The 13602-nt window shown below is 66.1% G+C and carries 10 protein-coding genes; 2 read left to right on the top strand and 8 right to left on the bottom strand.

The window, feature by feature from the left end; all coding sequences use genetic code 11:
• Window positions 1-40 precede the first annotated feature (40 nt).
• A complete protein-coding gene (locus ACSHT2_RS32420) occupies window positions 41-703 on the top strand; it encodes an aspartate/glutamate racemase family protein (RefSeq protein ID WP_440639030.1) in 663 nt (220 codons plus the stop codon).
• Here ACSHT2_RS32420 and ACSHT2_RS32415 read toward each other — a convergent pair.
• The 8 genes from ACSHT2_RS32415 to ACSHT2_RS32380 all read right to left on the bottom strand — a co-directional run bounded on the left by ACSHT2_RS32415 (window position 700) and on the right by ACSHT2_RS32380 (window position 12466).
• A complete protein-coding gene (locus ACSHT2_RS32415) occupies window positions 700-1359 on the bottom strand; it encodes a flavin reductase family protein (protein ID WP_440639029.1) in 660 nt (219 codons plus the stop codon). The genes ACSHT2_RS32420 and ACSHT2_RS32415 overlap by 4 nt on opposite strands.
• A 5-nt stretch (window positions 1360-1364) precedes the next feature.
• A complete protein-coding gene (locus ACSHT2_RS32410; RefSeq protein WP_440639028.1) occupies window positions 1365-2297 on the bottom strand; it encodes an N-carbamoyl-D-amino-acid hydrolase in 933 nt (310 codons plus the stop codon).
• 112 nt (window positions 2298-2409) lie between these two features.
• On the bottom strand, window positions 2410-4092 hold the full coding sequence (locus ACSHT2_RS32405; RefSeq protein ID WP_440639027.1) for a long-chain fatty acid--CoA ligase: 1683 nt from the start codon (window positions 4090-4092) through the stop codon (window positions 2410-2412).
• Window positions 4089-5384: an aminotransferase class III-fold pyridoxal phosphate-dependent enzyme gene (locus ACSHT2_RS32400; protein WP_440639025.1), complete on the bottom strand. Its 1296-nt coding sequence runs from the start codon at window positions 5382-5384 to the stop codon at window positions 4089-4091. Before ACSHT2_RS32400 ends, ACSHT2_RS32405 begins: the two co-directional genes overlap by 4 nt.
• Before the next feature lie 10 nt (window positions 5385-5394).
• Window positions 5395-6975: a hydantoinase B/oxoprolinase family protein gene (locus ACSHT2_RS32395; protein WP_440639023.1), complete on the bottom strand. Its 1581-nt coding sequence runs from the start codon at window positions 6973-6975 to the stop codon at window positions 5395-5397.
• A complete protein-coding gene (locus tag ACSHT2_RS32390) occupies window positions 6972-8981 on the bottom strand; it encodes a hydantoinase/oxoprolinase family protein (protein WP_440639022.1) in 2010 nt (669 codons plus the stop codon). The genes ACSHT2_RS32395 and ACSHT2_RS32390 overlap by 4 nt, the downstream gene beginning before the upstream one ends.
• Window positions 8982-9430: 449 nt before the next feature.
• Window positions 9431-10954, bottom strand: a complete 1524-nt coding sequence (pdxR, locus tag ACSHT2_RS32385; RefSeq protein ID WP_440639021.1) for a MocR-like pyridoxine biosynthesis transcription factor PdxR — start codon at window positions 10952-10954, stop codon at window positions 9431-9433.
• Window positions 10955-11032: 78 nt separating this feature from the next.
• Complete coding sequence (locus ACSHT2_RS32380; RefSeq protein ID WP_440639020.1) at window positions 11033-12466, bottom strand: NAD-dependent succinate-semialdehyde dehydrogenase; 1434 nt, start codon at window positions 12464-12466, stop codon at window positions 11033-11035.
• Between the two features lie 269 nt (window positions 12467-12735).
• Here ACSHT2_RS32380 and ACSHT2_RS32375 point away from each other — a divergent pair, with 269 nt between their 5' ends.
• On the top strand, window positions 12736-13554 hold the full coding sequence (locus ACSHT2_RS32375; RefSeq protein ID WP_440639019.1) for an AraC family transcriptional regulator: 819 nt from the start codon (window positions 12736-12738) through the stop codon (window positions 13552-13554).
• Window positions 13555-13602: the final 48 nt, after the last annotated feature.

Below are 13602 nucleotides of genomic sequence, written 5' to 3'. Positions count from 1 at the left end.
GGCTTGAGGCACGACATCGCAATTTCGCAGGAAGACCATCATGTCCCGGCCGCGCATTCTCGTCATCAATCCGAACTCCAACCACAAGGTCACGCAAGGGCTGGAGGATGCGCTGAAGCCGCTCGACTTCGAGGGCGGGCCGGAACTGGTCTGCCAGACGCTGGCCGAGGGTCCCTTTGGCATCGAGAGCCAGGCCGACGTCGACAGCGTCGCGATGCCGCTGCGCCGGCTGGTCGAGAGCGACAACAGCTCGGCCGCCTTCATCATCGCCTGCTACAGCGATCCCGGACTGCAAGTCTGCCGTGAAGGTACCGACCGCCCCGTGTTCGGCATTGCCGAGTGCGGCGTGCTCACGGCGCTCGCTCGCGCGGAGACCTTCGGCGTCATTGCGATTGCCCAGCGATCGATCCCGCGTCACATGCGCTATCTCAGGCAGATGGGATTGACCGACCGCCTCGCCGGCGAGCGGCCGCTCAACATGAGCGTTGCGGAAACCGCCTCGGGCGAAGGCACGCTGGCGAAAATGATCGAGATCGGCCGCGCGCTGCGCGACGAGGACGGCGCCCGCGCCATCGTGATGGGCTGCGCCGGCATGGCGCGTCACCGCCGTCCGCTCGAAGACGCGCTGCGAATCCCCGTGATCGACCCGACACAGGCGGCCGTCACCATGGCGCTGGGTACGGTGCAGTTCTCGGCTCACTAGGCGTCCTTCAGCTCTTTGGCGTCCTGCCGCGCGAGCCATTCCGCATGGCTCTCGCGGACAAGCGCAAACGTATCCCGCTGCGTCGTGTAGAGATTGCCGAACATGCGGCCGATCGGCCGGTAGGCATCGAGATCGACATACATGTTGGCGGTGTCGACGAGGCCCTCGCGGGCGTGCACCCTGAGCACCTCGCCAACCAGCAACTCGCGATCCGGTGAGAAGGTCAGCACCACATGGCGCCGGCATTCCAGCGCGAACGGCGCCGCGGCGAGGCGCGGCACCTTCACATCGATCGACGGAAGCGTGGCAAGCCCGGTCGCGGCGACCTCGCTGTCGCCGGACGGGAAATCGACCGCGCAGTCGTTCATCGCCACGGAAAGCGCTTCATCCACCATGTGCACGACGAACTCGCCGTCGCGATGGATGTTGCGGGTCGTGTCCTTCGGGCTGTGATCCGGCTTGTGCTGGAGCCCAAGCACGACCAGCGCGGGGCTTTCCGAGAAGACGTTGAAGAAGCTGAACGGCGCGGCATTGACAGCTCCGTTCTCGTCCAGCGTCGTCACCAGCGCGATCGGCCGCGGCACCACAACGCCGCAGAGCAGCTTGTAGCGGTCACGCGCGTCAAGCTCGCGCAGGGGGATGCCTCTGTCCGCCATCGGCGTCACGTCTCCGGCGGCGGCACCGCGCCGGTCTGACTGGTGATCAGGCCGTAATGCTCGATGCGGCGATGCCGGGCGAAATCGAAGATCGTGGTCTTGCCGAAGACCGTGGCATCGAGGTCGCAGGCGTGGACCAGGACCTCGTCCTCCTCCGTCTTCGCTTCGGCCACGATCTCGCCATTGGGATCGACGATCAGGCTGCCGCCGAACAGCGGGTGGCCGTCCTCGACGCCGGCCTTGGCTACCGCGACCACCCAGGTCGCGTTCTGGTAGGCGCCGGCCTGCACCGAGAGGCGGTTGTGGAACAGGCGCTTCTCGACGCCCTCCTCGCTCTTCTCGGCATTCACGGATGGCGTGTTGTAGCCGATCAGCACCATCTCGACGCCCTGCAAGCCCATGACGCGATAGGTCTCGGGCCAGCGGCGGTCGTTGCAGATCGCCATGCCGATGATGCCGCCCAGCGTACGCCAGACCTTGAAGCCGAGATCGCCCGGCTCGAAATAGCGCTTCTCCAGATGCTGGTGCGATCGCTTGGTGTCGTATTCCACATGGCCCGGCAGATGGACCTTGCGGTACTTGCCGACGATCTTGCCGAACTTGTCGGTGAGAACAGCGGTGTTGAAATGATGGCCGTCGGGCGTCAGCTCCGCGTAACCGAAATTCATCGCCATTCCGTGCTGAGCCGCACGTTCGAACAGCGGCCTTGTCGCCGCGTTCGGCATCTCCCGCTCGAACCAGACGTCGAACTCGGCCCGGTCCTCGACATACCAGCGCGGGAAGAACGTCGTCAGCGCCAATTCGGGATAGACGATCAAGTCGGCGCCCTTGCTCTTGGCCTCGTCCATCAGCGCGATCATGCGCTTGACCACGGCCTCGCGGCTGTCGGCTTTCTGGATCGGGCCCATCTGGGCGGCGGCGACATTGACGATGCGCATCAGCGAATTCCTGATCTCTTCACGAATTTCCTGGCGAGGCTGGGGATCGCAGCTTCAAGGGCGTAGCGGCAGCATAGCGCCGCCTTGCGTCCGTTTTCCAGCCAAGCAGATTTCATGCCGTTCGCCCCCATTCGGCGTCCTGCAACAGCCGCCAGTTGATCTTGTTGCTCGCGGTGCGCGGCAGCTGGTCGACGAAGACGACCGCGCGCGGCGCCTTGTAGCTCGCCATCACGCCGCGCGCCCAGCCAACGATGTCATCGGGCGATGTTGTTGCCCGCGCCGCCTCATCCAGCACGACGAGCGCCTTGACGGTCTCGCCGCGGTATTCGTCCGGCGCCGAAATGATGCAGCACTCCCGGATAGCGCGGTTCTGGTACATCGCGGCTTCGACCTCGGCCGGCCACACCTTGAAGCCGCTGACATTGATCATGCGCTTCAGGCGATCGACGGCGAAGAAATAGCCTTCGGCGTCACGGTAGCCGAGATCGCCCGTCCGCAGAAACCGCTTGCCGTCAAGTTCGATGAAGGCCTCAGCATTCGCCTGCGGCCTGTTCCAATAACCTTGCAACACCTGCGGTCCGTGCACGACGATTTCGCCGACCACGTTGTCGCCGAGCTCGATCAGGCTCTCGGGATCGACGACCCTTGCGTCGGTCTCCTGCACGGCGATGCCAAGGCACTGCCGCTTCGGCGCCGCCATCGGGTTGAGATGGGTCGGCGACATCGTCTCGGTCATGCCGTAGCCCTCGACGAAGTCGAGCCCGAAGCGTCCCTTGAGCCGTTCAGCGACCGCGGTCGGCATCGCCGCGCCGCCGCCGGTCAGAACCTTGAGCTTCGCAAAGCATTTGTCGCGAAACCGGGCACTGGCGAGCACGTCGACGATCATGGTCGGCGCCGCGTTCCAGAACGTCACGCCATAGGTTTCGAACAGGTCCGGCAACAGATCCTTGTCCCAGCGCGCCATCAGGAGCAGCGTGGCCCCAGTGACCATCGCCGCATTCATCGAGCCCTGCATGCCCGCAACATGGAACAACGGCATGAAGCCGGTCATCACGTCGTCGCCGCCGAGCCCATACCAGCGCGCCTGCAACACGGCGGTGAACAGCGCACTGCGATGGGTATGCATGCACGCCTTGGGCTTGCCTGTGGTGCCCGACGTGTAGGGCAGGATCATGAGATCGTCCGGCCCCGCAGTCATCACACCTGGCTGCAAGCCTTGTGCGATCGCGGACGACCAGGAATGCCAGCCCGGCGATGACGGCACCTCGGCCGGCGCTTCCGTGACGCATGATGGCAGCGTATAGGGCGTCGCGGCTGGAATCTCGTCGCGATACTGCGCGACAATCGCATGCCTGATGGCCTCGCCCAGCAGCGGGGCAAACACATCGCTCAGTTCGCTACCGATGATCGCGGCCTTGGCCCCGCTGTCCACGGCGATATACGCGATCTCCGCGGTCTTGTTCATGGGATTGACGGGGACGATCACGGCGTCCGCCCGCATCACCGCGTAATAGGCGATGAGATATTGCGGCGAGTTCTGGAGCGCGATCATGACGCGGTCGCCGCGCTTCACGCCGCAGGCACCTTGCAGGAACCCGGCCATGGCATCGACACGGTCGCGCAGCTCGGCGTAGCTCAGGCTCGCGCCGTAAAACAACGTCGCCGGATGCGACGGTCGTTCACGTGCTGCACGCGCCAGCGCGTCGTAGAGCGTTCCCTCCGGCATGGCGAGATGCCAGGGCTCATCCGCCGGCCAGGCCGGCGACCGGCGTGGCGTTGCGTGATCCGCGCTCACCCGTGCTCCTCGTCAGCAATATCGAGTCCGTGATCGAGCGCGTCCAGAAGCTGGTCAGCCTCGCGCTCGGAAATGACGAGCGGCGGCGCCAAAAACAGCGAGGTCTGCTCGCCGCTGGTGCCGATCACCGCACCGGCTTCCAGCGCCCGCTCCGCAACGCGCGAGGCGATCGGCACTTCCGTGGTGTCGGCATGCCAGGTCCGCCAGTCCGGCCCGTGCAGTTCCACCGTCCAGTGCAGCCCCTGCCCCGCGACGCGCTGCACGCTCGGATGCTTCTGCGCGATCGCGAGCAGGCGGCGGATGAACAGCTTCTCGAGCTGCTGCACACGCTCCAGAATCTTGTCGCCCGTGACAACCTTCAGGTAGGCGCTGACGGCCGCCATGCTGATGGGATGGCCGCGCAGCGTGCCATAGTTTTGCCAGCTCGTCCCCTTGAGCCGCTCGACGATGTCCCTGGACACCACGACCGCCGCCACCGCCGCCGCGCCACCGCCGAGCGACTTGCCAAGCGTGACGATGTCCGGGCGGCTTTGCGCCCCCTGGAACGCGAACCAGCGGCCCGCGCGCCCGGCGCCGGTGACGACCTCGTCGGCGATCCAGTAGGAGCCCGCCTGCCGCGCGCAGCGCGCCACTTCGTCCTGATAGGCGCCGTCGTAATAGATACCGCCCTGGGTGTAGTCGATGATGGTTGCCGCCGTGTCCGAGAGCAGCCGCGTGGCATCCGCGAGATATTCGCTCGGCGGGGTGTTGTTGGCGGGTGCACCGTAGATCGCGCCATCCGGCGCCGGCAGGATCCGTACCGGCGCCATCGGCGCCGGCAGCTTCGAACCACCGGCATGCACCGCAAGCCCACCATGCCATTGCGGCTGCACCGTCATGCTGCGCGACAGGCCGGTGATGCCATGATAGGCGCGCTCGCGCGTCGCCAGTGCCGAGCGCTGCGTCAGCGCCTGGCAGAGCGACAGCGCCATGTCGTTGGCCTCGCTGCCGCTGATGCAGAACCGCACCGCGCCGACCCAGTCCTCCTCGCCCTTGAAAGCAGTCGTCATCAGATCGTCCGCGGCCTGCTCGCGGCCGACCCAGGTCCAGCCCTCGTTGACGACGGGCGTATCCGCCGCGCGGCGGATCGCCTCCACCATTGCGGGATGGCGATGGCCGAGGCCGCCGCCGGTGTTGCTGCCGTCGATGAGCTTGCGGCCATCGGACAGGTGGAAGTAGACGCCCTCGCCGCCGACCACGGCCATCGGCGCGCTGTCGCCCGCATTCAGGCCGGTTCGCAACAATCTGCTCATCGCAATCCCCTCACTCTGCGGCCGCGGCGCCATAGCCGCCGCCACCACACATCTCGATCGTGACGAGATCGTCTTGCTGCAGCACCAGATTGGATTTGCCGTCGATCGCGACGTTCGCGCCATGCCTGACCAGCGAGATGCGGCAGGCCTTGCCGGATTCGCCGCCCTGCATGCCCCAGGGCGCAATCACCATCCGCTCGATGCAAGTCGTCAGGTGCATCGAGGGCGCCAGGATGCGGTAGGTACGGACGGAGCCGTCACCACCGCACTGCGCGCCCGCGCCGCCGGATTGTCGGCGGATCGCCTGCTGCTCCAGCCGGATCGCGTAATTCGCTTCGATCACCTCGACCGGCGTATTCGAGGTGTTGGACAGATGCACCCGGGTTGCCGACATGCCGGCCCGATCGTGGCGCGCGCCTTCGCCGCCGCCGTGAACCTCGTAGAGCATCTTCCACGATCCGTTCGGCCGCGGCTCCGCAAAGAACAGCACGCCCGCGGTGGTCGCGCCGCCGGCCGACAGCCGCTCCGGTATCGTGTCCTGCATCGCGCGGAAGATCGCATCGACGATCCGCATGGAGGTCTCGTGGTTCCCGGCGGCGACGGACGCCGACCAACCCGGCTCCAGGATCGAGCCCGGACGCGTGATGATGGTCAAAGGCCTGAGCGCGCCGGCGTTCTGCTGCATGTCGCGCCCGCTCATGATGCGCGCGGCATAGGCGACGGCCGAGCGCGCCATGAACGGCGTCGTGTTGCAGAAATTGGAGACACGGTCGCAGCTTCCCGAGAGGTCGAAGGTCGCCTCGTCGCCGCGAATGGTGATCTTCACATGGATGCGCGCCGGCGCGTTGTTGTCGCTGCCGTCGTCGAGGTAGTCCTCGCCCTCATAGACGCCGTCCGGAAGGTCGCGCAGCGCCTCGCGCATCTCGATTTCGGAGAGATCGTGCAGACGCGACTGCGTCGCCATGAACACCGCCTTGCCGTGCTCGCGGCAGAGCTCGATGATGCGCTTCTCGCCGGCCTTAGTGGCCGCGATCTGCGCCAGAAGATCGCCCTCGCAGGATTCGGGATCGCGCACGTTGGCCTTGAGCAGCTGCACGATCGGCACATTGACGCCGGTGGCAGTCGCGATCAGCACCGGCGGAATCCGCATCGCCTCCTGGAACGTGTCGATCGCCTTGGCAAAATAGCTGCCGGGCCAGGTGCCGCCGATGTCGGGCCAGTGAGCAAGGCTGATCGCAAACGCCACGATCTCGCCCTCGACGAAGACGGGCCGCACGACCTTGACGTCGTTGAGATGATTGCCGCCGAGCGCGCCGACATTGTAGATCAGCACGTCGCCGTCGTTCAGGCTGTCACGCGGCACCACCTTCAGCAGTTCGGGAACGGTGTAGGCCATCGCGCCGAGATGGATCGGGATATCGCGGCCCTGGCCGACCAGGCCGCCACGGCCGTCGGTGACCGCCGACGACAGGTCGCCCGCCTCGCGGAGCAGCGGCGAGCGCGCCGAGCGCGTCATCACCAGGCTCATCTCCTCGGCCGCGGCGGAAAGCCCGTGCCTGATGACCTCGACGACGAATGGATCGAGCTTCATGCCCTCCTCCGCGTCAGGAACAGATTGCCTGTTGCATCAGGTTTCGCCTGCCAACCGGGCGGCACGACCACGGTCGACCATGCGTCTTCAATGATCGCCGGACCGCTGACGATCTCGGTGAGCGCCGCGCGGTCGACGATCGCTGTCGCCGTCTCGCGGAGACCATCAAACGAGCAGACACGCGTGCCGGTGGACACCGCCCTCACCGCCGTCGCCGGCCGGCTCACGACGGTTGTCGACGGCCGGCGGGCCTGCACCCGCACGGACTCGATGACGCAAGGTTCGCCGGTCGCATAGCCGAACAGCTCGTGGTGCCGCGTCAGGAAATCCTGCTTGAGCTTGGCTGCATCCAGTGGCAAGGCGAAAGGCACCGGAATCGCATCGTTCTGCGCCGCATAGCGCATCAAGGCCACCAGCTCGACCTGGATCTCCGCGCTCGCAACGCCATTGGCGAGCAGCGGCGCCGAGGCATCGACAATCAAGGCTTCGATCCGCTCCGATACGCGTGCGAGATCGATGCCGTCGAGGGCGGCGCGAAGCGTCTGTTGCTGCAGGAAGCTGAAATCGGCGGTGAGACAGCCCAGCGCCGAGAAGGCGCTGGATGCACTGGGCACGACGACCTCTGCGATCCCGTAGAGATCGGCGAGACCCGCGGCATGCATCGGGCCGCCGCCGCCGAAGGCGAGCAGCGTGCAATCGCGCCCGTCGATGCCGCGCTCGACCGTGACGCGGCGAAGCGCACGGGCCATGGTCGCGTTCGCGACCTTGATGATGCCGAGCGCCGTCTCCGTCAGGCCCAGTCCGAGCGCGCTCGCGATCGGCGCGATGACGCGCTTGGCTGCCTCGACGTCGATGCCAATGCGGTCACCAAGCCTGGTCTCGGGATTGAGATAGCCGAGCACGGCGTTGGCGTCCGTAATGGTCGGCTCCGTGCCACCGCGGCCGTAGCAGGCCGGACCCGGCTCGGAGCCGGCGCTCTCCGGCCCGACCGTCAGGCCGCCGGGACCGTTGCGCACGATCGATCCGCCGCCCGCGCCGATCGAATGCACCGCGAGCATCGGCTGGCGCAGCGGCTTGTCGCCGAGCATGCGGCCGTCGGTCATCTCGGCCTGGCCGTCAACGATCAGGCACACGTCGGTCGTGGTGCCGCCCATGTCGAACGTCAGCATCCGCGAGGTGCCGAGCTGGCGCGCGATGCTGACGGACGCCGAGACGCCGGCGGCCGGTCCCGACATCGCCATCACCAGCGGCCGACGTTTCACCGCCGAGATGGGGATCATGGCGCCGGCGGAATGAAACACCTGCAATCCCGGCCCGATCGGCAGCCGCTGCTCCAGTTCGCTCAGATACTCGACCGCGATCGGCATCGCGGCCGCGTTGAACACGGTCGCCGAAGTCCGCTCATACTCGCGTGCCTCGGGGTTGACCTCGTGCGATAGCGAGACATGGGCGACGACCTCCTTGAGGCGCTCGCCGAGCATCTTCTCGTGGACCGGATTGGCGTAGGCGTGAAGCAAGGCCACCGCGACACTCTGCACGCCGGTCTCCTTCAGCCAGGCCAGCAGACGCTCGATCTCCGCTTGTTCCAGCGCCTTCAGCACCCGGCCCTCGTGATCGAGGCGCTCGGCAAGCCCGAAGCAGCGTTCGGGCGGCACAAGCGGCGGCGATTTCGGCGGAATGTCGAGCCGATAGAGATCGCGCCGGCGATAGCGCGCGATCTCGAGCACGTCGGCAAACCCTTCGGTCGCGACCAGCGCGACCTTCGGCAACCGGTTCTCGACGATCGCGTTGGTGACGCGCGTGGTGCCATGGACGAAGCGCTTGACCTCGCTCTTGCGCAGGCCCACCGCCTCGATCGCCTCCAGCATTGCCTGAACCGGCGCCTGCGGGCGCGACGGCACTTTTGCGATCCGGGCCTCGGCGGAATCGCGCCTGATGGCGATGATATCGGTGAAGGTGCCCCCGATATCGGTGCCGACTTCCCAGTGACTCTCGAAAGCGCTCATGTGTGGAGTCAGCTACGCGAGACGTCCGAACCGGACGCCGGGCCCTTCCCGTCCATCGCAACCTCGAATGCCGATCCGAGAGCGCTCATCATGCATCCCCTGTCATGCCACCGTCTGCGAGCGTGCGACAGAGCTGTGGCCCTCCGATAGGTCCAGAGTTGTCGCAATTCGCTGGGCCAGCCGGCGGCCGGCGCAGCACGCCGCAACACGGGATGCACGTTTTTGTGCAGCATTGCCTGCACAGACAGCACGCGAGCGCGCGCTGTTCCACGCCGGTAACGTGCAGCGCACCACGGATTTCTCTGAGCAAATCGCGATGTCTGTTGCCACCCCAATCCGAACGACCGAGATCAGCTGTCTAATTTGCAGGCGATCAATCGGCAGAGCCGGAGTTCCGCCTGCCTATGAGCTATGCATGGTCGTCGGTTCAGCTTCTCTTTATTGTACGATCAATAAGAGAGCGCATTGGGCGGGTCGGACGGTGCGTTGTGAGAACCATCTCCGATGCAAGCCGCGATTCTCGCAAGCAGCGGCGCGGCATCCTCGACGCGCAACCGCCCGTATCCGAACACCAGACCTTGCCGCGTCGGCCGTTCCAGGAAATTCTGCGACAGCGGTTGCACGTGGATGCCGGCCTGCTTCAGGACCGCGACCGCTTCCCGATCGTTCATCCGCGCCTGCATTGCGTCGGTGAACTGCGCCACCAGGTGCAGGCCGGTGACGGCGGAGGACACGGTGAGATCATCCGGCATCAACGCTCCGATCGCGTCGATCAGAGCCTTTCGCCTCGCAGCATAGATCCGCCGCATTGCGCGCAGGTGCCGCAGCAGATGCCCCTCCCGCATGAATTCCGCCAAAGCGAGCTGTCCGATTCCGGATGTGTGCACGTCGATGCGCGCGCGGCCCTTGGCGAATCCTTCGATGAAGTGCCTGTTCGCGACGAGGTATCCGAGCCGCAGGTTCGGCATCATGATCTTCGAGAAGGTGCCGAAATAGATCACCCGGCCCTCGCGATCGAGCGAGCGCAGCGAGGCGATCATGCTGTCCTGATGCCTGAACTCCGAATTGTAGTCATCCTCGATCACCCAGACGTCGTTCTTGTTCGCCCAGTCGAGAAGCTCGAGCCGCCGCTCCAGGCCCATGCTGACGCCGAGCGGATATTGATGCGATGGCGTCACCACGATCAGGCGCGCGCCTGGTGCGCGCCGAATTCCTTCCGACACGACCAGCCCCTTGTCGTCGACCGGAACAGGAACGAGCTTTGCGCCGGCCGCGGTGAGCGCCCATCGCGCCTCGACGAAGCCGGGCTCCTCGACCCAGACCTCGTCGCCGGGATCGAGGATCATCCGGCTGCAGAAATCCAGCGCGCCCGACGTGCCAGAGGTGACGACGACCTCGTCCGGCGAGCAGACGAGACCCCGCACCGAGCCGAGAAAATTCGCGATCTCGCTGCGCAATCGCGGATGGCCTTCGGGCGGAAGATCGAGGCACTCCTGCTCTCTCGGATTTTGCCAGGCCTGGCGCAGCAGGCGCGACCAATCCTTGAAGGGAAAGGTCGAGATGTCAGGCGCGCCCGGACTGAACTCCGACGGCCAGTTGGTCTCGTAGTCGAAGGCGAGCAGCGATCGCCAGCGCTCCGACATGTGGGCCGGCCTGGCCGCAGACAATGCGGACGATGGCTCGGCATGAGGCGCCGCCACCGATGCCACCATGACGCTGCCGCGCGGCGTCGATTCCAGATAGCCCTCGGCGTAGAGCAGATCCCATGCCGTGAGCACCACGGTCCGCGAGCAACCCAGTTCGCGCGCGATCTCGCGCGAACCGAGAAATTGCGTTCCTGAGGGAAAGGCGCCGCAGAGAATACCCTCCCGGATATGCTTCGCGATCTGCAAGTGCAGCGGCACCGCGGAGGTCCGGTCGATATGTATCCCGGCAAGAGATACACGCTTGCTCGGATGACGGCTGTTGTTCATGTCTCGCCTGACAGGCAACGCAGGTACTGTCCGCTGTCATTCCGGGGGCACGCCCCGGAATGACAGCGCGACTCTTCCTTACGCGCTCGCCTGGGTCACGAACTTCGTGTTGAGATACCCCTCGATCGCCTCGAGGCCGCCCTCGGAGCCGTAGCCGGAATCCTTGATGCCGCCGAACGGCACTTCAGGCAGCGCGAGGCCGTGATGGTTGATCGAGACCATGCCGCTCTCGATGTCGGCACCGATGGCCTGCATCGTCTTGGTCGAGGTGGTGTAGGCATAGGCCGCGAGGCCGTAAGGCAGACGGTTGGCCTCGGCCACCACCTCGTCATAGCTGCGGAAGGAGGTAATCGGCGCCACCGGGCCGAACGGCTCCTCGTTCATGATACGCGCGTCGCGCGGCACGTCGGTGAGCACCGTCGGCTCGAAGAGGAAGCCTTCATTGCCGATGCGCTTGCCGCCGGCCTTGACCTTGGCGCCGCGCTGGACCGCGTCGGAGACGAGGCCCTCCATGGCGTCGACGCGGCGCGGATTCGCCAGCGGTCCCATGCGCGTGTCCTTGTCGAGGCCATTGCCGACCTTGAGGCTCTTGGCCGCCGCCACGAACTTGTCGACGAAGGGCTCGTAGACGCTCTCATGCACCAGGAAGCGCGTCGGCGAGACGCAGACCTGGCCGGCGTTGCGGAACTTGTTGGCCGACAGGATCTTGGCGGCGTTGTCGAGGTCCGCGTCCGCGAACACGATCGCCGGCGCGTGGCCGCCGAGCTCCATCGTGACGCGCTTCATGTGCAAGCCCGCAAGCGCGGCCAGATGCTTGCCGACGGCAGTCGAGCCGGTGAAGCTGATCTTGCGGATGATCGGGTGCGGAATGAGATACTCCGACACTTCCGCCGGCACGCCGAACACCAGCTGCACGACGCCGGCCGGAATGCCCGCATCCACATAGGCCCGCACCAGCTCCATGCAGCTTGCAGGCGTCTCTTCGGGTCCCTTGACGATGATCGAGCAGCCCGCGGCCAGCGCGGCCGAGATCTTGCGCACCGCCTGGTTGATCGGGAAGTTCCAGGGCGTGAAAGCCGCGACCGGGCCCACCGGCTCCTTGGTCACGAGCTGGGTGACGTTGCCCATCCGCGGCGGCACGATGCGGCCATAGGCGCGGCGCGCCTCTTCCGCGAACCAGTCGATGAGGTCGCCGGCCAGCATGGTCTCGCCCTGCGCTTCCACCACCGGCTTGCCCTGCTCCATGGTCATCACGGGCGCGATCTCGGCGGCGCGCGATCGGATGATGTCGGCGGCCTTGCGCATCAGCTTGTAACGGTCGAACGGCGAGGTCTTGCGCCAGATCTCGAAGCCGGCCTTGGCCGCCTCCAGCGCGCGGTCGAGATCCCCACGCGAGGCATGCGGGGTCTTGCCGATCGGCTGGCCGGTGGCGGGATTGAGGATGTCCTCCGACTTGCCGGACGAACCATCGGTCCACTCGCCGGCGATGAACATCTGAACTTTCGGGTACATCCGTGCTGCCTCCTGCATGATTCTCGGTCTCCGACGGGTCTGGCGCCGCCATCTGAAGCCGGCGCAGAGCTACACCGAAAGACAGGCGACGAAAAGGGATCAGTGATGCCGCCGCGGCGCATCACTGACCTTCCCGGGCACCATCTCGCGGAGGCAAATCCACGGTTAGAACCGATCGAGATTAGGGCGGCGCGCCTTGCAAGTCGCACCCGCGGGCCAGATATTGCCGGGAGCCAGTCAATCGCATCCAAATCGGTCATCCGCCCACCATGCCCTTCTTCCGGCTCGACAACGGCGACCTTCGTCCCGATGCATCCATAGATTTCAACCCGGAGGACGTGCCCCGCGCCATCGCAGCCTTCGGCGGCGAGATGGTCACGAAGGGCACGGAGGTGGCCATGCACGCCCATAGCAAGGACGAGCTCGTCCTGGCCCGGCGCGGCATCGTCAGGCTGGAAGCCGGGCGAGACATGTGGATCGTGCCGCCGCGCTGCGCGGTCTGGATTCCCGGCCATGTTGCGCATGGCGTGAGCGTCGCTGGAAATGTCGAGGTCTATTGCCTGTTCCTGGAGCCGAATGCGGCACCGGCGCTGCCTCGGCAATGCTGCACGCTGACGATCTCCCCTTTGCTGGAACGTCTGCTGGTCCATGTCACGCACATGCCGGCGCTCTACGACCTCGACGGACCAGACGGGCGGATCGCGGCAGTGCTGCTGGATCAGCTCTCGCTGGCGCCTGTCGAAGAGCTGCGTTTTCCCATGCCGGCCGATTCCAGGCTGCGCAGGATCGCGAGCGCGATGATGGCCGACCCTTCCGACCGCGCGACGATCGGGGACTGGGGCCGGCGCATGGCCGTTGCTCCCAGAACCCTCACCCGTATCCTGCAACGCGAGACCGGCATGAGCTTCGGCCGATGGCGCCAGCAGCTCCACATCCTCATCGCGCTTCAGCGCCTCGATCAGGGGGCATCGGTGCAGGCTGTGGCGCTCGATCTCGGCTATGAGGGCGCGAGCGCCTTCGTCACCATGTTCCGCAAGGCGCTCGGCAAGCCGCCGGCGCGGTATCTGGCCGAACGCCGCACGCACTGACCTGAAATCGCAATCGATTGTCCCGTTCGCGGAATGCGACCCGCGGGA

This window comes from Bradyrhizobium sp. PUT101 (assembly GCF_052043945.1).
Classification (GTDB): Bacteria; Pseudomonadota; Alphaproteobacteria; order Rhizobiales; family Xanthobacteraceae; genus Bradyrhizobium.
Note: the sequence above shows the minus strand (reverse complement) of the source record. Positions and strands in the feature narration are given on the sequence as shown.

Bases quoted from the DNA above. Each gene is read 5' to 3' on its own strand.
- ACSHT2_RS32420 (WP_440639030.1), top strand. From the start codon at position 41: ATGTCCCGGCCGCGCATTCTCGTCATCAATCCGAACTCCAACCACAAG.
- ACSHT2_RS32415 (WP_440639029.1), bottom strand. From the start codon at position 1,359: ATGGCGGACAGAGGCATCCCCCTGCGCGAGCTTGACGCGCGTGACCGC.
- ACSHT2_RS32410 (WP_440639028.1), bottom strand. From the start codon at position 2,297: ATGCGCATCGTCAATGTCGCCGCCGCCCAGATGGGCCCGATCCAGAAA.
- ACSHT2_RS32400 (WP_440639025.1), bottom strand. From the start codon at position 5,384: ATGAGCAGATTGTTGCGAACCGGCCTGAATGCGGGCGACAGCGCGCCG.
- ACSHT2_RS32395 (WP_440639023.1), bottom strand. From the start codon at position 6,975: ATGAAGCTCGATCCATTCGTCGTCGAGGTCATCAGGCACGGGCTTTCC.
- ACSHT2_RS32390 (WP_440639022.1), bottom strand. From the start codon at position 8,981: ATGAGCGCTTTCGAGAGTCACTGGGAAGTCGGCACCGATATCGGGGGC.
- pdxR (WP_440639021.1), bottom strand. From the start codon at position 10,954: ATGAACAACAGCCGTCATCCGAGCAAGCGTGTATCTCTTGCCGGGATA.
- ACSHT2_RS32380 (WP_440639020.1), bottom strand. From the start codon at position 12,466: ATGTACCCGAAAGTTCAGATGTTCATCGCCGGCGAGTGGACCGATGGT.
- ACSHT2_RS32375 (WP_440639019.1), top strand. From the start codon at position 12,736: ATGCCCTTCTTCCGGCTCGACAACGGCGACCTTCGTCCCGATGCATCC.